Origin of the sequence: Pseudomonas sp. RIT357, from assembly GCF_000632245.1 — a bacterium.
Lineage (GTDB): Bacteria > Pseudomonadota > Gammaproteobacteria > Pseudomonadales > Pseudomonadaceae > Aquipseudomonas > Aquipseudomonas sivasensis.
Map to the genome: position 1 here is coordinate 25,637 of NZ_JFYX01000023.1, position 23,401 is coordinate 49,037.

Below are 23,401 nucleotides of genomic sequence, written 5' to 3' on the forward strand. Positions count from 1 at the left end.
CGAATGCTTGAACATGGCTGACTGCCTTTTGTTGTTATTCCTGAGCGTCAAATACGTGCCGTTTTATTTCAGTATGGCGCTATGACGTGTCACTTTTCTTACAGCTGCTCCAGCAAAACCCGGCAGCAACATCTTACTGATTGAACCTTAGAGCCCTCGTTCTTCGCGGCTTAGATCCATTTCATATCAGCTAATCAGGATTTCAGCTTAAAAAGGCATGAGGCAGAACGCCATCTTGGCGCCAATGCCTTGGCTAGACAGCTAAAACGATTAATCAGCCTATGCGCTTAGGGGCCTACCGTTCGTCCGAGCGTGGGGGTCAAAAGCAATGAGCGCATCCGTCATTGAAACCGTGTCAATCGGGCCTAAGGTAAGGGCACTACTGCGCAATGGTTCGAGGATGTCATGACCCAAGCTTTGATCTTTGATGCGATACGCACGCCCCGGGGCAAAGGCAAGGCAGACGGCGCCTTGCACAGCGTGAAACCGGTAAATCTGGTGGCAGGTCTGCTCACGGCGCTGGCTCAACGCAGCGACCTCGACACCCACCAAGTGGATGACATCGTGCTCGGCTGCGTCACCCCAGTGGGCGACCAAGGCGCCGACATCGCCAAGACCGCCGCCTTGGTAGCGAACTGGGCGATCAGCGTCGCTGGCGTACAGATCAACCGCTTCTGCGCCTCGGGCCTTGAAGCAGTGAACCTGGGGGCGATGAAAGTGCGCTCCGGCTTTGAAGACCTGGTGGTGGTCGGCGGAGTCGAGTCTATGTCCCGTGTACCCATGGGCAGCGATGGCGGTGCCTGGGTGCTGGACCCGCAGACCAACCTGCACAGCCACTTCACACCCCAAGGCATCGGCGCTGATCTGATCGCCACCTTGGAGGGTTTCAGTCGCCAGGATGTCGATAGCTTTGCCCTGCAGTCCCAGCAGAAAGCGGCCAGGGCCAGTGCCGACGGTTCCTTCAGCAAGTCGTTGATCGCGGTGCAGGACCAGAACGGTATTGTCCTGCTGGACCATGACGAATTTATCCGTGGCGACTCGACTCTTGAAGGCCTGGGCAATCTCAAACCGAGCTTCGAGATGATGGGGCAAATGGGCTTCGACGCTACGGCTCTGCGGGTCTACAGCCATGTGGAGCGCATCAACCACGTACATACCCCGGGTAATAGCTCCGGCATTGTCGACGGCGCCGCACTGATGTTGATCGGCTCTGAAGTGAAGGGTCGCGAACTGGGCTTGCAACCGCGGGCGCGCATCGTCGCCACGGCGGTTACCAGCACTGATCCCACCATCATGCTCACGGGCCCCGCGCCAGCCACACGAAAAGCCTTGGCTAAGGCCGGTTTGCGCGTGGAAGACATCGATCTGTTCGAGGTCAACGAGGCCTTTGCCTCAGTGGTGCTCAAATTCATCAAGGACATGGGCATCGATGCCGCACGCGTCAACGTCAACGGCGGTTCCATCGCAATGGGCCACCCGTTGGGCGCCACTGGTTGCGCGATCCTTGGCACTCTGCTTGACGAGCTTGAAGTGCGCCGGCAGCGCTACGGCCTGGCCACCCTGTGTGTCGGCGGTGGCATGGGCATCGCCACTATTATCGAACGCCTTTGAGCCTAAGGAATTTCTAATGACCGATGCCATTCGTTACGAAAAAGGCCAGGACCAGATTGTGGTGCTGACTCTCGACATGCCCGGCCAGAGCGCCAACACCATGAACGGTGTTTACCGCGACGCCATGGCCGCTGCGGTTCTGCGCCTGGAGTCGGAAAAGGACCACATTGCCGGTGTGATTATCACCTCTGCAAAGAAGACTTTTTTCGCGGGCGGTGACCTCAATGAATTGATCAAGGTCGAGAAGTCCCACGCCAAGGATTTCTATGAGAGCGTGTTGGTGCTTAAAGCGCAGTTGCGTCGCTTGGAAACCCTCGGCAAGCCGGTGGTGGCCGCGATCAACGGCGCGGCGCTGGGCGGCGGCTGGGAGATTTGCCTGGCCTGTCATTACCGTGTCGCGCTGGATGACAAATCGGTGCAGCTTGGATTGCCGGAAGTCACCCTCGGCTTGCTGCCGGGCGGCGGTGGCGTGGTGCGTATGGTGCGCATGCTCGGCTTGGAAAAAGCCCTGCCGTATTTGCTGGAAGGTAAAAAAGTACGGCCGCAACAGGCGCTCCAGGCGGGGTTGATCAACGAACTGGCGGTGGACCGCGATGGGCTGCTGGCCAAATCCCGCGCTTGGATTCTCGGCAATCCCGAGGCTAAACAACCCTGGGACAGCAAGGCGTACCAGATTCCCGGCGGCACTCCATCGAACCCAAAAGTCGCGCAGATGCTGGCGATTGCACCGTCGATCCTGCGCAGCAAAACCCATGGCTGTTTTCCGGCTCCAGAGAAAATCCTCTGTGCTGCCGTTGAAGGCGCTCAGGTGGACTTCGACACCGCGCACCTGATCGAAACCCGTTACTTCACCGAGTTGGTCACCGGGCAAGTGGCGAAAAACATGATTGGCACCTTCTGGTTCCAACTCAATGAAATCAACGCCGGCAGCTCGCGACCCAAGGGTTTTTCACCTTACGTGACACGCAAAGTGGGTGTGCTTGGTGCCGGGATGATGGGGGCTGGAATTGCGTATGTCAGCGCCTGTGCGGGGATCGAGGTGGTGCTCAAGGACGTCACCCAGGCCGCCGCCGAGAAGGGCAAGGCACATTCGGCCGCGCTGCTGGACAAGAAGGTCAGCCGTGGGCAATTGACCGCCGAGCAGCGGGAAGCCACCTTGGCGCGGATTTACCCTACTGCCTCGGATGCTGATTTGGTCGGCTGCGATTTGATCATTGAGGCCGTTTTCGAAGACCGTGAACTTAAGGCCAAGGTTTCGGCCGCCGCGCAATGTGTGGTCGGAGCAGATGCGGTGATCGCCTCCAATACCTCAACGTTGCCCATCACCGGCCTTGCTAGAGCTGTGGCGGATCAAGGCAAATTTATCGGCCTGCATTTTTTCAGCCCGGTGGACAAGATGCCTCTGGTTGAAATCATCAAGGGCGCCCAGACCTCGGACGAAACCCTGGCCCGAGGTTTCGATTTCATCCTGCAAATCAAGAAAACTCCGATTGTGGTTAACGACAGTCGCGGCTTCTTCACCTCGCGGGTGTTCGGCACGTTCACCAATGAAGGCATCGCCATGCTCGGTGAAGGTGTGGCCGCGCCGATGATCGAGACCGAGGCGCGCAAGGCCGGTATGCCGGTGGGGCCGCTGGCGGTGTCCGATGAAGTGTCCCTCAGCCTCATGAGCCATATCCGACAGCAGACGGCCAAGGATTTGCAGGCCGAAGGTAAGACGGTGCCAGGGCATCCGGCAACGGCGGTCATCGATCTGTTGGTGAATGAATACAAACGCGCGGGCAAGGCGGCGGGTGGCGGTTTTTACGAGTATCCCGCTGGAGGGCAGAAGTACCTGTGGCCAGAGTTGAAAGCCCGCTTTGAACGGCCGGGCCAGCAGATTTCGCCACAGGATGTGCGCGACCGTTTGCTGTTTATCCAAGCCATCGAAACTGTGCGCTGTGTGGAGGAGGGCGTGTTGATGTCCACCGCTGATGCCAATGTGGGATCGATCTTCGGCATTGGTTTTGCGGCGTGGAGCGGTGGGGCGTTGCAGTTTATCAATCAGTACGGCTTGAACGACTTCATCGCCCGTGCGCGTTATCTGGCTGAGCAATATGGGGAGCGCTTTGCGCCGCCAGTGTTGTTGCTGGAGAAAGCGGCGAGGAGTGAAGTGTTTCGGTGATTAATGGAGGGGCTTGCCTTGAAGGGGTGTTTCAAGGCAGGCTCTGGGTGTTCAATATTCCCATCGCCGTGTCAGGTATTTTTTATGTCGCTACGCGTCTGCATCCTGGAAACCGATATCCTGCGTCCAGGCTTGATCGATCAGTACCAAGGTTACGGGCAGATGTTCAAGCGCCTGTTCTCCAAGCAGCCGATTGCTGCCGAGTTTGTGGTTTACAACGTGGTGCAGGGCGAATATCCGTCAGACGATGAAGTGTTTGATGCCTACCTCGTTACCGGCAGCAAGGCCGATTCCTTCGGTACCGACCCTTGGATCCAGACCCTCAAGACCTACTTGCTGCAGCGCTATGAGCGTGGCGACAAATTGCTCGGTATCTGCTTCGGTCACCAGTTGTTGGCATTGCTGCTCGGCGGCAAGACTGAGCGCGCCAGCAAAGGCTGGGGCATGGGCATTCATGACTACAAACTCGATGCCAAGGCTCCGTGGATGAGCCCTGAGGTGCCTGAGTTGACGCTGTTGATCAGTCACCAGGACCAAGTCACCAGCTTGCCGGACAATGCCACGGTCATCGCCTCCAGCGATTTTTGCCCGTTCGCGGCGTATCACATTGGCGACCAGGTGCTGTGCTTCCAAGGCCACCCGGAATTTATCCACGACTATTCGCGCGAGTTGCTGGAGATTCTTCAGACAACCCTCGGGGAAACGGTTTACACGAATGGTGTCGCCAGCCTGGAGCGCGACCACCACGGCGCCACCGTGGCGGAATGGATGATGCGGTTTGTGGCGCACAAAGCTTAAAGCCAGCCCGAGCGTTTGAAACTGGCCCACAGACTGGTGCATCCCACCGCAATAAACCCGAGCACCGCAAAATAGCCATAGTGCCATTGCAGCTCGGGCATGTTCTGGAAGTTCATCCCATAAATCCCTGCCACCGCGGTGGGGAATGCCAGGATCGCCGCCCACGCGGCAAACTTGCGCTGCACCACGCTCTGGCGTGACGCCTCCAGCAACACACCGATTTCGATCGTCTGGCTGGCGATGTCGCGCAGGGTGGTGAGGTCCTCCATCTGCCGTGTCACGTGGATCTGCACATCACGAAAATACGGGCGCATGTTCTTGTCGATAAACGGGAAGCTCAGCTTCTGCAACTCCTGGCTGATCTCCACCATCGGCGCCACATACCGCTTGAGCCGCAGCACATCGCGGCGCAGACCGTGGATCTTCTGAATATCGCGTTCGCTCAGTGAACTGCACAGTACGTTGCGCTCCAGTTCATCGATCTCGGCGTGGATCGCCTCGCTGACCGGCTGGTAGTTTTCGGTGACGAAATCCAGCAACGCATAGAGTACGAAATCTTCCCCATGCTCCAGCAACAGCGGGCGCGCCTCACAGCGTTGGCGCACAAAGCCGTAGGACGCTGAGTGACCGTTGCGGGCGGTGATGATATAGCCGGTGCCGGCAAAGATATGGGTTTCGATAAACTCCAGCTTGCCGTTCTCGCGCACCGGTGAATAGGTGACGATAAACAGCGCATCGCCGAAGGTTTCGAGCTTGGGGCGGCTGTGTTTTTCCAGGGCGTCTTCGATGGCCAGTTCATGCAGGTTGAACTGGCGCTGCAGGTTGGCCAGCTCCTGGGCATCGGGCTCTTCCAGGCCGATCCACACAAAATGCCCGGGCTTGGCGGCCCAGGCGGCGCCTTCATCAAGGGTGATATCAGAGACTTTCTTACCGGCGCTGTAGACGGCTGCCGCAACAACTCTACCCATGGTGCTGATCACTTCTTGTTTGGAGGACAGATGTTGGGCAGCTTAGCTTGAATGGCGTTCCGTTGTAGACGTCGTTGCGGCGAGCTTTGTGTGGTGAGCGAGGTTGCTCGCGCTGGGGAAGGAGCGCCCAAATAACGTGTTCAGGCGGACTGCACTTCGCGGTCCAGTTCTGCAATGCATGCATCCATCTGCGCCTGACACGCCTGCATCAACGCAGGGACGTCATTCGCTGTCAGCCCGGCTGTAGGAACGGGTGGCAAAGAACGTATGAGCACATCACCACTGTTCCAGCGATTAAGCTTCATATGAACGACGTAATTGCTGACGCACACCTGCACGATAGGTACACCCGCCGCAATCGCCATATGAAACGCGCCTTTTTTGAACGGCAGCAGGCCCTTGCCCAGATTGCGCGTGCCTTCCGGGAACACCCAGATCGACGTGTCTTTGTGTTGCAGCGTATGGGTGGTGGTCAGCATCGCACGGCGCGCCTTGTGCGCATTGCCGCGGTCGATCAACACATTGCCTGCCAGCCAGAACAACTGGCCGAACAACGGCACCCATTTCAGGCTCTTTTTGGCAATACACACTGTGCGATGGGGCACTACAGTGCCCACCACGAACAGGTCATAGTTGGACTGGTGGTTGGCGATGACCACGCAGGTGCCGGGCTTGTTGCGCAGCGAGTCGACATCGGCTTTCACGTTCAGTCGCAAGATGCGCATCGCGGGCAGCGCATACAGGCGCGCGCACAGGCGGCTGTTGTCCGGGTTGAACGGCCGGCAGATACCTAGAAGAACCCCGAGCACACCCGCCACCATAAAGTGCAGGCCCATCAACAACATACGCAGCAGAAAAAGCATCGACACGGCCTATCGGGACAAAAGGTGGCGCAGTGTACGGATGTGCACTGACTTCGGCAATTACCCAGGTAGAGGTCGGAGATAGGCGATGTTTAAGCGTATGTTTCAACATGTGCCGACACTGGCTGGCTAGAGCGGCTAGGGGCGTTTCGGATTTAAGTGTAAGAAAAAGCCCGACACAAGGTCGGGCTCTGGCACAGCAGGTGTAGGGACTTAGCTCAGGTTGTGGCCCTGATCCTGGATAATTGCATCGTCCAAGGCTTCCAAGAGCGCTTTACGCACCTTCAACTTGGTGTGCTTGTGGGCATTCATATTGATCTTCTTCAACTGGCGCGCCGCTTCCAGTGCCGCTGCGTGCAGTTCTTCAGGCGCCACCACTTTGTCGAGGAAACCGGCCTGCAACGCGCCCTGCGGGTCAAACATCTCGGCATTGATCACCGAGCGGTGGAATGCCGACTTGCGCAGACGATCCCGCGCCAGCTCGATCCCTGCGTGGTGCATGGTCATGCCGATTGCCACTTCATTCAGGCCGATGCTGAACGGGCCTTCCACCCCAATCCGATAATCGGCCGACAGCAACAGAAACGCGCCCTTGGCCACGGCATGCCCAGGGCACGCCACAATTACCGGGAATGGGTGCGACAACAGACGACGCGCCAACGTCGAGCCCGACGTGACCAGGCCGATGGCCTCTTTAGGGCCTGCCGTCATCACTTTCAAATCATAACCACCCGACAAAATCCCCGGCGTGCCGGTGATCACCACCACCGCCCGATCTTTCTCGGCTTGGTCCAGCGCTGTATTGAACGCACTGACAACATCTGGAGAAATGGCATTCACCTTGCCGTTGCTCAAGGTCAGGGTCGCGATACCGTCTTCGAGGTGGTAGGCAATCAACTCACTCATGACGCGGTTCCTTGTAGGACTTGTTATAGAAGAATGCAGCAGACGTTACCCACCACGCCCGTTCCGGTAAAGCGCAATGACTGACTGGCCAGTCAGCCTTTTCTCGCATCCCCGGTCGCAAATGGCCTGCAGCAGGGCACAGTACCCAGCGAAGACCCTCTGAACCCTCCCCGAGATTGGCATAATCACCGTCCTCCCGCGGGCCCATTCCGGTATAACCGTCTAACCGCATGAAAATTCTGAAAAAAACCTTTGCCATCAGAAAGGCTTTCGACTACATTAGCGCGCCTCGACAGACTGAACTGGTTTGACGAGATACGGTGAAGTGTCCGAGTGGCTTAAGGAGCACGCCTGGAAAGTGTGTATACAAGAAATTGTATCGAGAGTTCGAATCTCTCCTTCACCGCCAAATTATGAAAACGCAAACCCCTGATTTTCCTAGAGAAAGTCGGGGGTTTGTGGTTTTTGGTGTCTGAAAAATGGCCACATGGGACAGATCTGGGACAGATTGATGGTTTCCCATCTACGTAATAGGCCCACAGCATTGGCCGCTCAGCCTACAATGAGCCATCATCACAAGGACGATCACTATGACTGAGCAATACGACCCGCAAGGCGCTATGACGTATTCAACGCTTTAGTGGGGACAAGATCGGCGAAGTTGTTAACGGTGTACTTTATGAAGGTCCGACGGATTATCGACAAAAGGTTGGGAGTGTCGTTATGGATGAGGGGCTATCATTTCCTCATGATGGTACACAGTTCGGCTGAGTTTCTCAGAAAATGTAATTAGTCTTTGAATGCCGATATTAAGATGTTTTCGTTAAAGTCAACCAAGGCTTGGTGTTAAAGAGTTCAGCGTGCCATTCGTCATTCAGGAGCGGTCTTTGTTTGTATGATAGGAACGCTTTACTGGAAAGAAGTGAAATTTTAAGCTTTTTTGCTGTCGAGGTTGGCGGTGGGAATAAAATAAGGTTCTTCCGGAAGGGGTTTATGGAAAATTTTTTTTCGGCGTTAAAGTTGTTGATCCCAATGCTACTAACTCCAATAATAAATAGGTTTATTTCGACGTTTCGTATTAGGCAGCTTTACTTAAGCTTTGACGAAGTATTGCCTTGTGTATTGCCGGAAACAATCGGATTTGTCGCAAGTGTTAATTTATATAATAAAGGTAAAGATAAAGAGAAAGCGGTGGAGGTGAGCTTTCCCAATTGTTCTTTGTGTCAAGTTTTGGCGAGTAATTATAGTGGCGTGTCGGTAGAGAGTAATAAGCTGTTTGTGGATCGCATACTTCCTAAACAGACGATTACCTTGAGCGTTTACTTGAACTCGACAGTGGCTATGACTTCTTTGAGTAAGCCTACTGTTAAGTCCGAAGATGCAAATGGCAAAGTTTACAATGGCCGAGGGAATGTTCCTCCCAGTATGGGGCCAGCTGTAATGGGCCTGTCTATCGGAGCTGCTACGCTAATAACGTTTATGTATATAATGCTTTCTGGATCAAATATTTTTTATCCGTATTACGCGCTTAGATATAATTCTCTTATGGCTCAGGGGGTGACCCCTTCAGGATTTTCTGATAATTATCTGGTTTCTAAGTCTGGCCTCTCCTCTGAGTCGCCTATAAAGATAGATAAGCCGTATGTGGAAAACTCTAAAATTGTACTACCCTTAAAAATAAAAAATATTACGAGTGTAAAGATTAAGCTTTTAATATTTCATGAGTTGAATAATCCGGATTACAAAAAAGAAAACGAAATTACTGATTCTGAAATATCAGACTTGCGTCAGCGCGTAGATGCATGGCGCGTAACTAATGAAAAATATGGGTACTCTTCAAAGGATCAGTTAAATATTTCGGGCCTGGTATTGGAGGCTGGTGAGGAACGAACTGTATTGTTAGCTCACACAGTGTTGCCCGCAACGACCTTAGATAATTTTAATTTTTATATTAGCGTTCAAAAAGGCGCCTACGAAGATGAGTCTTTTCGTGATTACTATAATTTTAGTATTCATGATTATAAGTGGCGAAATGAAGTGTCAAGATTTTTAGAAGCGTTGCGGCATTAGTTTTGACGGTTTAAAGTTCGCTTCTATTCTCTTAGCTTAACCGGGGCGAAATAATGTTTCGGCCCCGTTTGAGCGTTTTAAAAGGAGAATAAGTAAGCTAGGCTCGTACAGAACGCTTGCTATTGAATCTTGAGCGTAGTTGTTTAGGAGTATCTATTGGATAGGAGGGGGTTGGTTACACTAGCAGCCTATGATTTATAGCATTAGTGCCACCTGTAACATCCCCACGACATCCGGCCCATCCTCATTAATCCACGTCCCGTAATGCTGACGAATCATATTCCCGTTGGTATGCCCCATCTGTTCGGCGATCCAATCGATCGAAGCGACGCCGGTGGTCAGCAACTGACTGGCGTAAGTATGTCGGCACTGACCGGGCCCACGATAGCGAACCCCGGCCGCGAGCAAGTGAGCCTTGAAAAACCTATCCCTGACCACGAAGTCGCTGACGTGCGGTAAACCGCTTTTCGTATTCAAGAAGACAAAGTGCAGCTTGTGCTGCCGTACCGTCTTGTTGTCCCGCTCGACAATATCGACGGTTTCCGCCTTTCTTTTCCGATTCAGTGCGTCGATCTTCTGCAGCGCATCCCAGGCCGGGGCGAGTAGTCGAACCTTGCGTGTCGACCGCCGGGTTTTCGTCACCCTATAAGCCCCACGCACCTTGGATCGACGGAACGTCACCGTGCCTTGCGCCAGATCCACATCCTCCCATGCCAGGGCGATGGTCTCGGATACGCGGGGGCCGGCCCATATCATGAACTGAACCATCAACAGCTCTTGCGTGCGGTTGGTGTGGGTTTCCAGGATCTGTTTGATTTCCGCCCGGGTGAACGGATCCGGTGCTTCGGGATCTGGAAGGCGCACCATCAAACCCTCGGTCGGGTCATGCGCCACTTTCATCCTGGTGCGATAGAGCCTGAACACCTGGCGCACGTTGCTGATGATGTCGCGGATGGTCTTATTTTTTAGCGTTTTAGACAGCGTTACCTGTATCCATTCCTGCAGATCCAGGTGGTCGATATTGTGGATCTGTACTTTCCCCCAGCGTGGTCTGACATGAACCTCTGCCTTGTTGGCATAACCCCGATAGCTGGACGCTGCCACACTGTTGGCTTTGATCTTTAACCAGAGGTCCAAGTAATGGCCGAACGTGTTTTCCACCAGCTTGGCCGAGTTGGGGAAGTGCCGTGCGTAATCGAAGGTGCCGGTCTGAATTTCGTACTCGATGATTTCGACCATGCGCTTAGCCTGGGCCACGTTGGCCGGATTGTTGCCTCCCGGGAGTGTTTCCCGGCATCTCTCCCCTTTGTATTGAAAATAGATTCTCACGGATTTCCCGCGAGCTTCGACCCCACTCATGTAAACCCCTAAAGCTGTGCTTGTGTATTGACAGTCTGACGATCGGAAAAAAAAAGGCCCGTTTCCGGGCCAAGTATCTGGAAGCGCATCTTCTTGTGGACGCGGCTTATGACTTCGGCTTCTGGTTGCGAAGATGGGCGTTCTGCACCTGGCGCCGTCGGCTGCATTTCATATGATTACCCTGTGCGCGCCACCTGCCGCACTGGTCGCAGACGCTGGTGTAGTCGATGTTCCAAGGAAAGCGCCGTACCGGTGCTAAATGGCTGTTAGGCATTTTGTGATTCGCCCCGGGTGAACGGTTTTGCGAGCAGTTGGGCTACGACGGCCGCATCCGTTTCGCTCAGTTCGCCCAGGGTGTTGGCCATCTGACTGAGGCTTTCGAGGCGGGCGCGTGATTCAGGGGTCTTGTGCACTAGGTAGCCAATGAAGGCCGCGCCGATGATCGCGGTGGCCACCAGGTTACGTGCCGGTGTGGTAGCCTTCGCGCCGCTGCTGCTTAGGTTCTGTGCTTGCATGGTATTGCCCTCTGTTGCGGTTAGGTGTCGGGGAGCTGCAACTCCTCGACACTGCTTTTTTAAGGTCAGTCCTTACGGGCCAGGTGGATCACCAGGCCGTCAAAATCCGGCTCATGCTCAACGCATGATTGCCACTCCAGTACCCTCAAAATCTGTTGCCTGCTGCAGTCGTCCACCAGGATTTCGCGCTGGCCACCGGCCGCCCGGACTTCCAGAATCTCCAACAAACCATCCTCCCCATAAGCACCGGCCTGGATGATCGGCGCGCTCTCGCCGGTGAAGTCGAGACGGTCTTGCACGGACTGCAGCTTGCTTGTTTTGCCGTCGCCGGCATTGCCCATAAACACTTGGATCTGCATCGGTCTTGCTCTCCTTTACGCCTTGAATGTCCAGCACTTCACTGTGGTCGGCCGGGGTTGTGAACACGGGTTGCGGCCGTTGAACGCGGCACGTACAGCGCTGTGTACGGCTTTGTTGCTGTCCAGAAACTTGCGGGAACGGGACTCTTTGAGCAGGTCGCGCAACGTGGCCACGTCGGCCAGCTTCTGTTTGTGTTCAGCGGCACGCTCACAGAATTCGTTGAGGTTGATAGCGATAACGGTGGGGTCGCTGCTGTGGTCCACCACCGGGTCTTCGCTCAAGGATTCGAGGTAGTCGTAAACCTCCCAAAACTCGGCCACGGCCGCATGGTCGGAGCTGATCGACGCCTGGCGCTCGATGGCCATCCGCACGATCTGGCGCTGGGTGGCGGCGACCTGGGGATCACTCAATTTCAGGACCAGGCGAATACCGTCCAACAACGAGAGCATTTGTGCGTGGTTTTTGCTGATGCGCTCCACGCGGATGTAGCCCCGCAGGTCATAGCCGCAGCTGGTGCAATTGCCCTGGTCACTGGCATAGGCTGTGCTGCAGGCGAAGCAATGGGTGTGCAAACGACGCAGCTTCGATTCGTGTTCGGGCATTCGCTGGGCGAATAGCTCAAGCACCGCGGACTCCTTACCCACGGCCCGCAACAAGAAGTGGCTGAGGGTGCCACCGTCCAGGGCGTTGAGTTGATCCGCTGCAGCACGGCTTTCAGGTGTGACGGTCGGGCGCACGAAGTGCAGCTTCACAATGCGCGTCATGATCGCTTCGTGTGCAACCACTGCCGCGTTCTGGCTGATAGCAATCGTTCCCCGGAATGGTGGCTCGTATGTCTCGTTGCCGGCGGTCTTGACGCCTTTCGTAGCCAGGGTGCCGCCGCCATAAAAGTCTTTCAGCTCGTCCCATTCGAAGGTTTTGGCGTGTGCCCGATCATCGCCGTGGCGATCCGCTTCCAGGAACACCACTGGCATGCCGGAGACCTGGCCCATCAGGCGAGAGCGCCCAGCCTTGGTGGATTTCATAGGGTCAAATCCTTCATAGCCTTCGCGGCCGAGTAGTTTCCAAAGGAGGTTCAAGAGGGTGGTTTTGCCGGCGCCGGCCTCACCTGTGGCTTCCAGGAAAGGGAAGGACTGATAGCGGGCGCGGATCTGTTCGCAGAACAGCGAGCCAAAGAAGAACACCAGCGCGACGAAGCCCTGGGCGCCGAAGCATGTCCACAGCAACTGCACCCACTTCTCGTCAAAGCCCTTCGCTTCGCGCTGCAGCTTGATCGGGACGCCTTTCTGCAGGGTTTTCAGGCGCAGTTTGCCGAACTCGAAATAGTCTTCGCTGTTGACCTTGTAGGTGGTGCCGTCCTTGATCGCGATGTCACCGTAGACGTAGCAGGCGTATTCCTTGCTGTAGCCTACGTAGTCGATCGTTGAGACGGTTTTGATGCCGAACAGTTGGTCCTTCATGAGCTTGTCGAGCTGCTGGCCACTGCCTGTGAACATGGCACCTGCCGCCATGCCGAGCAGTCGCTTTTTGAACTCGCTCGCGGCCGACAACTGGCCGCTGGTGAAGGTGTTTTTCACACTTTCGGAATCGTGGGGGAAGTCCACACGCATGTAGTACCAGGACTCGTCTGTTACCTCGTTTCGCTGGAAATACAGCGCCTGGGGGTAGCAGTTGGCGATCTCCACGACACTGCCGGACTGCTGCAGCGCTTTTTCGCGCTGTTGCGCCTGGTTCAGCAGCTGGTCGTCGTGGTTCTCGCTGTCCTCGATGTCGGACATGGCGCGGTTGAATTTCTCCATGTCCAACTTGAACCAGTACAGGCGGCTCCCGAAGCCCAGGTGAAATTCCCCACGCTTGTTCCAGTCGTACATGAGCAATGCCTTTTCCGCCGCGCTCTCGGCCAGCAGCAGGGCGCCCTGGTGGCGAGCTTGCTTGAGGTCGCTGGCGATCTGGTCGGCACGTTTGGTTTCGTCCTGGATGAAGTTCCAACGCTGGTGAAGATCGTTCCAGTCAGACTTTCGGCCGTCGCGTTGCGGGATCTGTGCGGACTCGCAGATGAAACCCAGGGCACGGGCTTCGCGCACCCAGCGCCGGGTGTAGGCGTTTGCGCTCGGTTCGTTGTCCAGAGCCCAAACCAGTTTGGGCAGCTTCCCGCCTTCCCGGGTTTTAACCAGCTCCCTGAGCGAGTCCCCAGGGAACGCGTTGGACGACATTGCAGACACGGCAGCGATGTCGTTGTGCACCAGGGCAATGGCGTCGAAGATCCCTTCAACGATCCAGATTTCCTTGGCCTCAAGCAGATCGACGCAGGGCGGGCACCACCAGACGCCGCGATAGCTGTCCTTGGACTTGAAGCGGGCCTTCATCTTGCCGAAGCGATGCGGTTGATCAATCAGGCGCTCCCACCAGCCACCTTTGTCCAGGGCGAAGCGCACGGTCGCGCTGCCGGCGTTGTGTTCGGCGGAATAGAAGGTTTCCTGGGTGAACCAGCCCTGGATCAGCTCAAACCGAAAGCCCCGGGCGAACTCCAGATAGGCGCGTGCGGTCGCGTTGGGGTGTTGATCTGTTGCCGGCGCTCGTTTGCTCCAGTCTTCGAACAAATCGTCGTACAGCTCTTTTACGTGCAGGGTGTGGCCGCACTTTTCAGGGCGACCACAGATGACCATCCATGGCGTGTCAAACCGGGAGTACAGCTCCTTTTTTTTGCACTTGGGGCATGTGCCGCCGCGCATGTAATCGGTGCCTGTGCGGTGCTTGAGCCCGAAGTCGGACTGGAGGCGTTGCAACACGTCGTGGCGAAGATCTTCTTTCATGGTTACTTCACTGCTTTCAGGCTGTGGGACAGGGCTGCCATAAGGCGTTTTTGCGCAGCCATTACCGGGACATGGGCGAGAATTGCGCCGTGGCGCAGACCGTCCGCCACAAGGCGGAACTGGTCGGCATACCAGTGTTCGTTGAGGCTCAAGCGGTACTGTTCGCGCAAGTTGGCCAACAACGCTTCGGCCTCTGCGGGTGGCAGTTGGGTGGTGACAATTACGGCGGTTGCCATCGTGAAACCTCGTTTTTGGGCGCAGCTCACCCAAACCCACGGCAGGTAGGCTCAGGACATTGCTAAAGGGGTGTTAGGTAGCGGGGGTAATGCGAGTGGCACGGCCGGCGGCTATCAGGTGTTCATAGATCAAGTGAACAGGCACTGACCAGGTGCAGCCGCGTACGGGATCGGTGATAACCACGGCATCTGATTTGCTGGCCTTGATGTCGATCTGTTGTCGAACATTGATTTCAGCAAGATCACCCAAAGCCTCACATGTGAGCCGCAGGGCAAGCGCTTTATCAGCTTGGAAGCTATCCACCAGGTGGTTAATGGTCCGTTCAATGAATTGGCCCTGATCACCCAGGTGTTCGCCCTGGTGGCGTTCCAGGAATGTGAGGGCGGCAGCACGGATGGTGCTGCGATAGTCCATGTCTGAGGCGGGGGCGTTCATTGGGCATTCCCTGATTTGGCGCGGTAGAGATCAATGGCGGCATGGACTTCGGCAGTACGGGCGGCCATGTGTATTAGGTGTGCGTTCAGGATTAGTTCGGCCTCACTCTCGGTGATTACGCCGTCTTCAAGTGCCTGGGCAATGATTTGATCGACCGTGCCCTGTTTTGCTGAGGTCTGCATTGCTCGTGCATACATCTCTACGTTGTCCAGGTTTTCGGGCTGGACCACTGGCACGAACATACCGCCGTACAGTGCCGCTACGTAGTTGGCCAAATGCTGGGTTCTTGTTACTTGCTCCAGCTGGAAGATCTGCACGTCAGTCAATGGACGGCAGTTGTTGTTCTCGTAGGCGTGGTTATCAAACTTCTTGAGAGATATGCCCAGTCGAGCGGCGGCGCGTCCCCGGCCACCTTCGTAGGTGCAAATAATCGCCCTTACGACTTCCCGACGCGTTTTTAGAACCTGACTTTTCATCTTCTGCTGTTCCCTCAGTGAGCTGACCATTACTGTGCGATCACGCCGTCTTTGATACCGAGCAACACGGCGGCGCGATGTGCCTCCCCCCGGCGACCTTTGATCCGACCGTTCAACAGGTCGCTGACTAAATTTTTATTCAACCCGTGCTGACGGCTGAACTCCGCGATGCTCACTCCCTTGTGATCAAGAGCGGCCCGGGCTTGCTCGGGTGTAATGGTGGCGGGCATCATGTCTACTCTGTTTGTTTGTGGTTGTTTCTGTTTGTCTGTGGTGATTCTTGGTCAAAAAATTGATCAGGTCAAGTGTGGTGAATAAAAAAATGCTCATAGCAGACGGTGTAGGTGATCGCCTAAGGGAAGAGCGCGAGCGCTTAGGTTTGAATCAAACTGATTTCGGGACGTTATTGGGAGTCAGCCGCGGGACTCAGAAAAATTACGAGTTAGGCGCCAATTCGCTGGACCTGCGCTATGTATCCGCTCTGACCGAACACAAGGTGGACGCAGGTTATGTGCTTTCTGGGCGCCGATCTCCACCACCAGGTGAGGGGCTTGATTCTGTAGAGGCTGATTTGGTTGAGCATTTCAGGCGTCTTCCACCAGATGATCAAAAAACTGTGCGGCGGATCGTCAGGTCTATGGCTGCTGAGGCCGATCAACAATCCGATTGACGTGACGTAATTTGCGTATCTCCGATGAAGTTGCTGCGCCGACGGGCCAATCACGGCCCAATACCGTCGATTCAGCAAATGCAATAACGGAGCAGTACGCATGTTGGATCGCAAGAAATTGGAAAGCAGTTATCGCGACTCGGTTGGTTGTGAGTGGTTGGAATTGACGGCTTTGGAAGTCCGCCTTATTGAGCTCTACCGACAAATATCTGAGCAGGACCGTAAACAGGTTCGACGCATTACTGGTTACCTTGCTGAACCGTCTGAGATCGAATGATCGACCTGGTTAAACACTGAAAGCATGCGCCGACCCTCTTAGGTCGGCGCTTTCCACTAGCATCAAGCTGATCGAACAGCGACCGATCCCACAACGGATCAACGAAAAAGGACTTAACGATGGCTTTACCAAGACCAGGAAATATTCAGTCAGCCCATGTTCTGGAATTTTGTGACAGTGTTGTCCCGGCACAACTTCCCATTCTGGTCCCGCACGAACCTCTGGCTAACAAGCCATTGCTGGAATGTCTCACAATCGTCCCAGAGCATGTGGCCCATCACGGCGGAAAACAGCTGACGGGCTGGGCCATTTGGGAAGGTCCCCATATCATTGAAGCCGAGTTCCACGCTGTCTGGCGGAATCCTGAAGGGCGTATCGTTGACTTGACTCCCCGACCATCTGAGCTGGCATTGGCCAACATCCTCTTCTTGGAAGACACTGGCCGTGAATACACCGGCCGACAAATCGATAACATCCGAAAGCCGTTGGTGGACAGTTTCAACGTGAAACGTCTGATCAAGTTGCTTAGTCGACGATTTGAAATATTGAACGAGGGTGACTTGGCCGACCAATATGAAATCCAGCTCGCTCCGGCCGTCGAGCGGGAATACCGGGAGCTCGAAAAGGAGGTGATGAAGTTGCAACTTAGGCTTTCTAAGTTCTGATGCAAGGCCAACAGAACGGTTTTTATGGATCAAAATTTTCATAGTCTGCGTATTCCTTGAGTCGTTCTTTTCCACGTAACTCAGCATTGATCGAGTCACCACCAATCGCCGGTCTGTTGCTGGCGGTTCAGCCTCGATCATGCAGCGCCCAACTGATCGAATAACTCCCGTTGTTTCGCCCTGGGCATATCTCTCAAGCGATCAAACAGCATCCGTTCGTAGGATTGAGCGGAGGGACTAAGCGTGTGCGAAAACGTCAAGTTCGCCACCCAGGTGTGCCCACACGTTGCGTCCAGGCACTGGCAATACAACTTCGCAAAATCTCGCGATAGTTCTTCCCTTGAAGCAATTCGGCCCTTGTTTCCGCACTTGCATACAACTCTCATTGTGTCCCTCCCCAGGGCAGCCAATAGCCACTATTTTGCCACAATTTGTAGTGGTAATAGCTGCAAAGTCTAACTTATCAAGTGTTATCAGCTGCAATATTGGCTTTGTGCCAGCTAATCTTCCTGTCATGTCTCAGGGTGCCATTGAGTTGGTCGAACAACTGACAAATCGGCCTGATTTCGTTGCTGGTGTACACCCGGTCAATTTTTTCAATGTCGCCAAACCCGCCGTTGTTTTCCGGGATGATCCCGGCCAGGGCAGGGTTCATACGCCAAGCCGCGATCACGTCGTTGCGCGTGATGTTCTTCACCTTCTCCAGCTCGTCCTTAGCCTGAAAATCCCCCACGGGGATGATCTGGATTGCGTTCTCTTTGCCGTTGGGGATGTTGACGAACATCGAGCGGAAGTTGCCCACACCCTTGCTGGCGCTGATCTGGGCACGCAGGTTTTCTTCGTCCTCTTCGGTCAGGTCCGGGTCGTTGGTGTAGAAGATGTATCCCGCGTGCGCGCCGTTGCTGTAGTAGCGCCGGCGGAACAGGGTCGCGGCTTCGTTGAGCAACAGCGCTTGCAGGCCGCCCAGGTAGTCGGGCACGCCGTAGATGTTCTGTTCCACGTCGTAGTCCAAGACGTGTTCGATTTCGTCCTGGTCGAAGTCCATGTACTTGCTGTCGGGCAGCAGCATCCTGAACCCGCCATCCACCTTCACCCGCATGTTGATCGCTGGCAGGTGCTGCATCTCCAGCACTTCGCCGAAGGCGTTGGTGTCGCGGTAAAAATACGCCTCGCCAAATACCATGTAGTCCAGGCTCGCCCTGCCCATGGTTTGCGTGCTGCAACCCTCGGACGGGATAAATTCACGCAGCAGCAGGTTGCGCTTGAACTTGGGAATGGCGCCGTGGTGCGCGTTGGCGCGCAGCAGTTTGGCCAGGCCCGCCCGCGACACCGGCGGTTTGTAGATTTCGCCGTCGTCGCTGAGGAACACCCCCAGATACTCGCCGATGTTGCCGGACAGCACCTGTTCGGGTTCCCCGAAGGTGAACGCCCGCATGGGCTGTGGCTGTTGCACCTGCTGGCGGGCTTGGGGCTTTTTGCGTCGTGGCTTGGGCATTGGTTCCGCTCGTAACGTAGCGGCTGCGGCGCCGCTTGTTGTGGTTTAGGGGTTCATTGGCCAGGGCGTGCATGACCGCCCAGGCGATGTCGGCGTGACCGGTGGCGTCGGTACGCGAAGCGCTGTAGGTCACTTGGCCGCTGGTGGTGGTGCCGCGCTTGATCGTCAGGAATGCCTGGGCGATGTCGGTCCAGCCTGCGTCCCACTCGATGCGACTGCCCTGGATCGTGTCCTGGGCCTTTAGCACCAGGGTGTTTTTGGTTTCCAGGCTGTAGTGGATTGGCGTCGCCTTCGCGTAGAAGTCGCGCACCAGGTCGAACACGCCATAGCCCACGCCGGTGATGTCGATGCCGATGTGTTGCACGTTGAAGCGCTCGGTGAGCTTCTTGACCTGGGCAGCCTGGAAGGTGAACGAATGCCCCCGCCAGCTGTGCTTTTCCAGGATGCGGAATTTCGCCCCGGGTTCCAGCGGTGGTGCGACCACCACACAGGTGGCGTCGTCGCGGGTACGGCTTGGATCGTAGCCAAGCCACACCGGGCTGTTGCCGAAAGGCCGATCCAGTTCCGGGTCGTAGTCTTCCCACAAGGACAGGTCGGAGTAGCAGCGCTCCAGATCCTTGAGCCCGAACGCGCTCTGGCTGCTGTCGATGAACTTGCAGTAGAACAGCTGCTGGAATTTGTCCTCGTCGTACTCCAGCTGCAGCTGCTCCAGGTCGAACAGATCGCAACCGCCGGCGATGGCATCGTCCAGGGTGATGGTCTTTCGCCACTGACCATCGGGGCACAGCGCGCCCTGGGTGTACGCCGCTTCGGTGGGCCAGACACCGCCGGCTTTCTTGCCGCGTTTGCTGTTGCGGAATTCCTCACCGGACCAGAAGGGGTAAGCCTGGTGCGACACCGCGCTGGGCGTTGAAAAGTAGGTTTTGCGCCACTTCTTGTGCGTGCCCATGGCGCTGGCCACGGTGCTGAGTTTGTCGAAGTCGCGAATCCAGAAATACTCATCCACGTAGACGTGGCCATGGTAGCCCTGGGCGGTGCTGCTGTTGGTGCTGAGGAAGCGCAGTTCGGCGCCGTTGCTGAGAGTGATCGGGTTGCCGGTCAGCTCGATGTCAAACCATTGCTTGGCGAACTGGATGATGTAGCTGCGGAAGATTTCCGACTGCGAGCGGCTGGCCGATAGGAACACCTGGTTGTCGCCGCTCAGTACCGCGTCCATGAACGCTTCGCCGGCGAAGTAGTAGGTCAGGCCCACCTGGCGGCTTTTGAGGACGTTGCGGATGCGACAGGTCAGCGGGTTTTGCTTGGCGGCGAACAGTTCCTGCTGATAGCGGTACATCTTGCTGATGAACTTATCCAGGAAGTCCACTTCGGACAGCCCGCTGATGTCGTTCTTGGCCTTCTTTTCCTTTTTCTTGCAGCCACCTTCGCCACGGCCCGAACGCTCACCACGCGCACCAGGGCGACGCTCCTGGGGCTCGCCGGCAGATTCGCCAGCCGGCGCCGGCAACGGTTTGACCGCTTGCTTTAACAGGCGCTCTCGAACGGTGGTCAGTCGGTCCAACTCGTTCAGCTCGTCTTTGGTGAGGCTGCTGGCTTTGTCCAGGAGGAGGGTGATCCGCCGGCCAACGGCGGTCAGCGGTTCTTCGTCCGACAGCATGTCCTCCCATCCGCCATGGCGTATCCAGTAGTAGACGATACGGATGTTGGGCAGGTTGAGCTGCGCCTGAATTTCCTTGGCCTTGCAGCGGCGCAGAAACAAGCGTTTGGCGGCTTCTTTAACTTCGGTCGAGTAGTACATGGACCGCAGTCTATGCGGCGAAAACGCTGGAAACGCGGGGTTAAATTCCGCGATTCACCTATATCGTGAATATAGGAGAAACGCGCATTTGAACCGTTTGTTTGAGGGCGTGCAGCTCCCTATCTTGGCGGCTCATTCAACGATTGAGCGCAGTTATCGCCCATGCCCCGTTCCCTTGTTTCGTTCTGGAAACGTGTCGCCACCAGCGGCATCACCGCCGATGGTCGCGAGATCCTTCCCCAGGAACTGCGCGACATCGCTGAAACCTACAAGCCCTCGAAATACACCGCTGTGATCTGGTGCGAACACCAGCGCGGGGAGGGTTCTTTCGGCACCGTTTACGCGGTGCGTCTGGTTGAGGAGGGCGACGACCTGGAAGAGGGGCAGATTGCCCTAGAGGCCCAACTCAAGCCCAACGACCGACTGCTGTACCTGAATGACCAGGGGCAGAAGCTGTTCACCAGCATTGAGATTTGGCCGAATTTTGCAGGCAGTGGCAAATCCTACCTGACCGGCCTTGCGGTCACTGACACACCGTCGAGCCTGGGCACCCAAGAACTCTATTTCTCTCGCCGAACCAACAACGCGACGTACTACGCCGCATCCGTTGAGCTGGGCGCATTTCACGAAGAGCCCCAGGGCGAAATGGGCAAGCTGATTGGCATGCTTACCGGCTTTTTCAAGCGCTTCGCGGCGGACGCTGAGCCCGCCGAACCTACCACCCCCACCGAGACCAACCCCCCTATGGATGAAGCTACCGCAACGGCTTTGAAAGCCCTGCTGGCTCAACTGCTGATTGTCGCTGCCGGCATTCAAGCCGTGATTGAGCCCGTCGCCGAAGAGGCTCCCGAGCCAGAACCTGAGCCGATTGATGATGTTCAAGCGGCTGTTGATGACATCGTGACCACTGTCGAAGGTGAGCGTGAGTTCAGCCGTAAAGGCAGTGCTACGAACAAGGCCCTGTTGGCGAGCATGGACGCTCTGCAGAAGCAGTTCACTGCGCTGCAGAACACTTCCGCCGGTCGCCAGTTGCCACGCAACCCAGGCCCGGTAACCACCGTCAAAAAGCGGGTGCTCTGACATGGCCTATTCCCTGAGTGCCTACGGCGCCCAAATGTTTGCGCAGCTGCAGTTCGCCATTGCGGAAACCTACGGCGTTGAACTGGCCACCAAGATGTTCAGCGTTGATCCGACCATTGCCCAGGAGCTGAACGACGCCATCACGGCCAAGTCTGATTTCCTGGCGCGTATCAACGTCATTCCGGTGACCGAGATCAAAGGTCAGAAGGTCTTCATTGGCGTGTCGGGTCCAGTCACTGGCCGTACCAACACCAACAGCAAGGACCGCGAAGCCAAGGATGCATCCGCGCTCGATCAGACGACCTACGAACTGTCGTCTACCGAGTCAGATGTGGGCATGCCGTACGCCAAGATCGACGCCTGGGCAAAGTTCCCGGACTTCCATCAGCGCTATTCCGCAGCTGTACAAAAGCAGATCGCGCTGGACCGCATCATGGTCGGCTTCCACGGCACCCACGCTGCCCCGCAGACTGATATTGCCCAATACCCGATGCTGCAGGACGTCAACAAAGGCTGGCTGCAACAAGCCCGTGAGCAGATCCCGGCCCAGGTACTCAAGGAAGGCAAGGTCGCCGGCAAAGTCACCCTCGGCGCCGGTGGCGACTACGCCAACTTGGATGCCCTGGTGCACGACACCAAACAACTGGTGGACGAACGTCTGCGCGATGCCGGCGACCTGATCGCGATCATCGGCACCGACCTGCTGGCCGCTGACAAGGCCAAGCTGTATTCGAAGCAGGGCGACACCCCGACCGAAAAAGAGCGCATCGAAGAGGCCCAGGTAATCGCCACCTACGGCGGCTTGCCGAGCTTTAGCGTGCCGTTCTTCCCGGTCAACGGCGTCGTCGTCACCAGTTGGGACAACCTGTCGATCTACTTCCAGGACTCCAGTTGGCGTAAGCAGACCATCGACAATCCGAAGCGCTCCCGCGTCGAGGACTACAACAGCCGCAACGAAGGTTATGTGATCGAGCAGTTGGAAAAGTTCGCCATGACCGAAAACGTGGAGCTGGTGGCGTGAGTCTGGCCCTGGCGCACAAGCGCCGCACCATCGCCCTTGGAGGCGCCGCCGTTGTGGCGGCTGCCGCCTGCGCAACGCTTCCTTACTCGCCGGCGGAAGCCCTGAGCAGCCCTGCCAATGCGCGCAAGCACTTGCTGCTGCAGGAAGCCGCACTGGACCAGGATCTGGAGCGCATCAGCGCAATCAACGGTCTGGCCGGACGCCAGGCCCTCAAGCGCGAAGAGCTGCTGCCCAAGTACCAGGAATACGTCCAGCGCTATTGCGAGTCGGGGTTGAATTTCCCCAACCGCGTCGCGGTGCAGGTGCTGGTCTGGCTGTTCGACACTGCCCAGTTCGAAGACGCCCTGGGCCTGGCCGACTTCCTGATCGAGCAGGGCCAGCAGATGCCGGAGCGCTTCAAGCGCCGTGACATCCAGACCTTTGTCGCCGACGCCGTGTGTGAATGGGCCTATGCCGAATACCAAGCCAATCGCAGTCCAGAGCCTTACCTCTCCGACCTGCTGCCGCTGGTTGACGGTGAGTGGCAACTGACGGAACAGATCCCGAGCAAGTACCACAAGTTGATCGGTATGCGCGCCATGGAGGCCGAACAGTGGGAAACCGCGCTTAAGCATTTGGAGCGCTCCACTGAGTTGTACGCGCAGGCCGGCAATGACACCCGCATCAAAAAGGTCCGCAAGGCCCTGGCAAAACAAGCGGCCGCTAACCCGGCCTCCGAATAACCGACTACCCCCCCCAGCGGGGACTTGTGGAAGTGAGCCGCCCATTTATGGACCGTCGCACTGAAAACAGGCTCCCCGCCCTATTTGAGCGGCCAGCA

General features: G+C 56.4%; 24 protein-coding genes and 1 tRNA gene. 11 read left to right on the forward strand and 14 right to left on the reverse strand.

Annotated elements, in window-relative coordinates:
• Nucleotides 1-405 precede the first annotated feature (405 nt).
• The 3 genes from BW43_RS12480 (at nucleotide 406) to BW43_RS12470 (ending at nucleotide 4,573) form a co-directional block, all read left to right on the forward strand.
• Nucleotides 406-1,611, forward strand: coding sequence for an acetyl-CoA C-acetyltransferase (locus tag BW43_RS12480; RefSeq protein ID WP_032887453.1), 1,206 nt, complete (start codon nucleotides 406-408; stop codon nucleotides 1,609-1,611).
• Between the two features lie 16 nt (nucleotides 1,612-1,627).
• Entirely contained in the window at nucleotides 1,628-3,775 is a 2,148-nt protein-coding gene (locus tag BW43_RS12475) for a 3-hydroxyacyl-CoA dehydrogenase NAD-binding domain-containing protein (RefSeq protein ID WP_032887455.1), read from the forward strand.
• An 84-nt stretch (nucleotides 3,776-3,859) separates the two neighbouring features.
• Nucleotides 3,860-4,573 carry an amidotransferase gene (locus tag BW43_RS12470; RefSeq protein ID WP_032887456.1) on the forward strand — a complete coding sequence of 238 codons (714 nt, stop codon included), beginning with the start codon at nucleotides 3,860-3,862 and terminating at the stop codon, nucleotides 4,571-4,573.
• Here the strand turns inward: BW43_RS12470 and BW43_RS12465 are convergent.
• The 3 genes from BW43_RS12465 to BW43_RS12455 form a co-directional block, all read right to left on the reverse strand.
• Nucleotides 4,570-5,541 (reverse strand): magnesium and cobalt transport protein CorA, encoded by a 972-nt coding sequence (locus BW43_RS12465; protein ID WP_032887457.1) that lies wholly within the window; start codon nucleotides 5,539-5,541, stop codon nucleotides 4,570-4,572. The genes BW43_RS12470 and BW43_RS12465 overlap by 4 nt on opposite strands.
• Nucleotides 5,542-5,681: 140 nt before the next feature.
• Complete coding sequence (locus BW43_RS12460; RefSeq protein ID WP_032887459.1) at nucleotides 5,682-6,404, reverse strand: 1-acyl-sn-glycerol-3-phosphate acyltransferase; 723 nt, start codon at nucleotides 6,402-6,404, stop codon at nucleotides 5,682-5,684.
• A 213-nt stretch (nucleotides 6,405-6,617) separates the two neighbouring features.
• The gene (locus BW43_RS12455; protein WP_032887461.1) at nucleotides 6,618-7,310 is read right to left on the reverse strand and encodes a crotonase/enoyl-CoA hydratase family protein; all 693 of its coding nucleotides are present in this window, start codon (nucleotides 7,308-7,310) and stop codon (nucleotides 6,618-6,620) included.
• 319 nt (nucleotides 7,311-7,629) lie between these two features.
• Between BW43_RS12455 and BW43_RS12450 the strand changes: the two genes are divergently transcribed.
• Together BW43_RS12450 and BW43_RS28815 are read left to right on the forward strand one after the other, a co-directional pair.
• Nucleotides 7,630-7,719: transfer RNA gene (locus tag BW43_RS12450), tRNA-Ser, on the forward strand.
• A gap of 584 nt (nucleotides 7,720-8,303) precedes the next feature.
• Nucleotides 8,304-9,380: a hypothetical protein gene (locus BW43_RS28815; protein WP_155989969.1), complete on the forward strand. Its 1,077-nt coding sequence runs from the start codon at nucleotides 8,304-8,306 to the stop codon at nucleotides 9,378-9,380.
• A 195-nt stretch (nucleotides 9,381-9,575) separates the two neighbouring features.
• Here BW43_RS28815 and BW43_RS12445 read toward each other — a convergent pair whose 3' ends face one another.
• The 8 genes from BW43_RS12445 to BW43_RS12410 all read right to left on the reverse strand — a co-directional run bounded on the left by BW43_RS12445 (nucleotide 9,576) and on the right by BW43_RS12410 (nucleotide 15,805).
• Nucleotides 9,576-10,739 (reverse strand): site-specific integrase, encoded by a 1,164-nt coding sequence (locus BW43_RS12445; protein WP_032887463.1) that lies wholly within the window; start codon nucleotides 10,737-10,739, stop codon nucleotides 9,576-9,578.
• A gap of 266 nt (nucleotides 10,740-11,005) precedes the next feature.
• Nucleotides 11,006-11,254, reverse strand: coding sequence for a hypothetical protein (locus tag BW43_RS12440; protein ID WP_032887465.1), 249 nt, complete (start codon nucleotides 11,252-11,254; stop codon nucleotides 11,006-11,008).
• 65 nt (nucleotides 11,255-11,319) lie between these two features.
• A complete protein-coding gene (locus tag BW43_RS12435) occupies nucleotides 11,320-11,613 on the reverse strand; it encodes a hypothetical protein (RefSeq protein WP_032887467.1) in 294 nt (97 codons plus the stop codon).
• Nucleotides 11,614-11,628: 15 nt separating this feature from the next.
• Complete coding sequence (locus tag BW43_RS12430; RefSeq protein WP_032887469.1) at nucleotides 11,629-14,427, reverse strand: toprim domain-containing protein; 2,799 nt, start codon at nucleotides 14,425-14,427, stop codon at nucleotides 11,629-11,631.
• A gap of 2 nt (nucleotides 14,428-14,429) precedes the next feature.
• Nucleotides 14,430-14,663 carry a hypothetical protein gene (locus BW43_RS12425; RefSeq protein WP_032887471.1) on the reverse strand — a complete coding sequence of 78 codons (234 nt, stop codon included), beginning with the start codon at nucleotides 14,661-14,663 and terminating at the stop codon, nucleotides 14,430-14,432.
• A 73-nt stretch (nucleotides 14,664-14,736) separates the two neighbouring features.
• Entirely contained in the window at nucleotides 14,737-15,099 is a 363-nt protein-coding gene (locus tag BW43_RS12420) for a hypothetical protein (protein ID WP_032887473.1), read from the reverse strand.
• On the reverse strand, nucleotides 15,096-15,575 hold the full coding sequence (locus tag BW43_RS12415; protein WP_305728739.1) for a YmfL family putative regulatory protein: 480 nt from the start codon (nucleotides 15,573-15,575) through the stop codon (nucleotides 15,096-15,098). Before BW43_RS12415 ends, BW43_RS12420 begins: the two co-directional genes overlap by 4 nt.
• A 29-nt stretch (nucleotides 15,576-15,604) precedes the next feature.
• On the reverse strand, nucleotides 15,605-15,805 hold the full coding sequence (locus BW43_RS12410; RefSeq protein ID WP_032888074.1) for a DNA-binding protein: 201 nt from the start codon (nucleotides 15,803-15,805) through the stop codon (nucleotides 15,605-15,607).
• Nucleotides 15,806-15,897: 92 nt separating this feature from the next.
• Here BW43_RS12410 and BW43_RS28380 point away from each other — a divergent pair, with 92 nt between their 5' ends.
• The 3 genes from BW43_RS28380 (at nucleotide 15,898) to BW43_RS28820 (ending at nucleotide 17,187) form a co-directional block, all read left to right on the forward strand.
• The gene (locus BW43_RS28380) at nucleotides 15,898-16,245 is read left to right on the forward strand and encodes a helix-turn-helix domain-containing protein (RefSeq protein ID WP_081797728.1); all 348 of its coding nucleotides are present in this window, start codon (nucleotides 15,898-15,900) and stop codon (nucleotides 16,243-16,245) included.
• 100 nt (nucleotides 16,246-16,345) lie between these two features.
• Nucleotides 16,346-16,522 (forward strand): hypothetical protein, encoded by a 177-nt coding sequence (locus tag BW43_RS28975; RefSeq protein WP_177326442.1) that lies wholly within the window; start codon nucleotides 16,346-16,348, stop codon nucleotides 16,520-16,522.
• 119 nt (nucleotides 16,523-16,641) lie between these two features.
• Nucleotides 16,642-17,187, forward strand: a complete 546-nt coding sequence (locus BW43_RS28820; RefSeq protein WP_155989970.1) for a zinc chelation protein SecC — start codon at nucleotides 16,642-16,644, stop codon at nucleotides 17,185-17,187.
• 137 nt (nucleotides 17,188-17,324) lie between these two features.
• Here the strand turns inward: BW43_RS28820 and BW43_RS28385 are convergent, their stop codons facing one another.
• The 3 genes from BW43_RS28385 to BW43_RS12400 form a co-directional block, all read right to left on the reverse strand.
• Entirely contained in the window at nucleotides 17,325-17,573 is a 249-nt protein-coding gene (locus BW43_RS28385) for an ogr/Delta-like zinc finger family protein (protein WP_071483122.1), read from the reverse strand.
• A gap of 77 nt (nucleotides 17,574-17,650) precedes the next feature.
• Nucleotides 17,651-18,517 (reverse strand): phage portal protein, encoded by an 867-nt coding sequence (locus BW43_RS12405; protein ID WP_032888076.1) that lies wholly within the window; start codon nucleotides 18,515-18,517, stop codon nucleotides 17,651-17,653.
• A complete protein-coding gene (locus BW43_RS12400) occupies nucleotides 18,429-20,480 on the reverse strand; it encodes a terminase large subunit domain-containing protein (protein WP_032887481.1) in 2,052 nt (683 codons plus the stop codon). The genes BW43_RS12405 and BW43_RS12400 overlap by 89 nt, the downstream gene beginning before the upstream one ends.
• A 162-nt stretch (nucleotides 20,481-20,642) precedes the next feature.
• Here BW43_RS12400 and BW43_RS12395 point away from each other — a divergent pair, with 162 nt between their 5' ends.
• The 3 genes from BW43_RS12395 to gpM are packed head-to-tail and all read left to right on the forward strand — an operon-like array spanning nucleotide 20,643 to nucleotide 23,303.
• Nucleotides 20,643-21,560, forward strand: coding sequence for a GPO family capsid scaffolding protein (locus tag BW43_RS12395; protein ID WP_032887483.1), 918 nt, complete (start codon nucleotides 20,643-20,645; stop codon nucleotides 21,558-21,560).
• Between the two features lies 1 nt (nucleotide 21,561).
• Nucleotides 21,562-22,581: a phage major capsid protein, P2 family gene (locus BW43_RS12390; RefSeq protein ID WP_032887485.1), complete on the forward strand. Its 1,020-nt coding sequence runs from the start codon at nucleotides 21,562-21,564 to the stop codon at nucleotides 22,579-22,581.
• Entirely contained in the window at nucleotides 22,578-23,303 is a 726-nt protein-coding gene (gpM, locus tag BW43_RS12385; RefSeq protein WP_032887487.1) for a phage terminase small subunit, read from the forward strand. Before BW43_RS12390 ends, gpM begins: the two co-directional genes overlap by 4 nt.
• The last annotated feature ends 98 nt before the right edge of the window (nucleotides 23,304-23,401 follow it).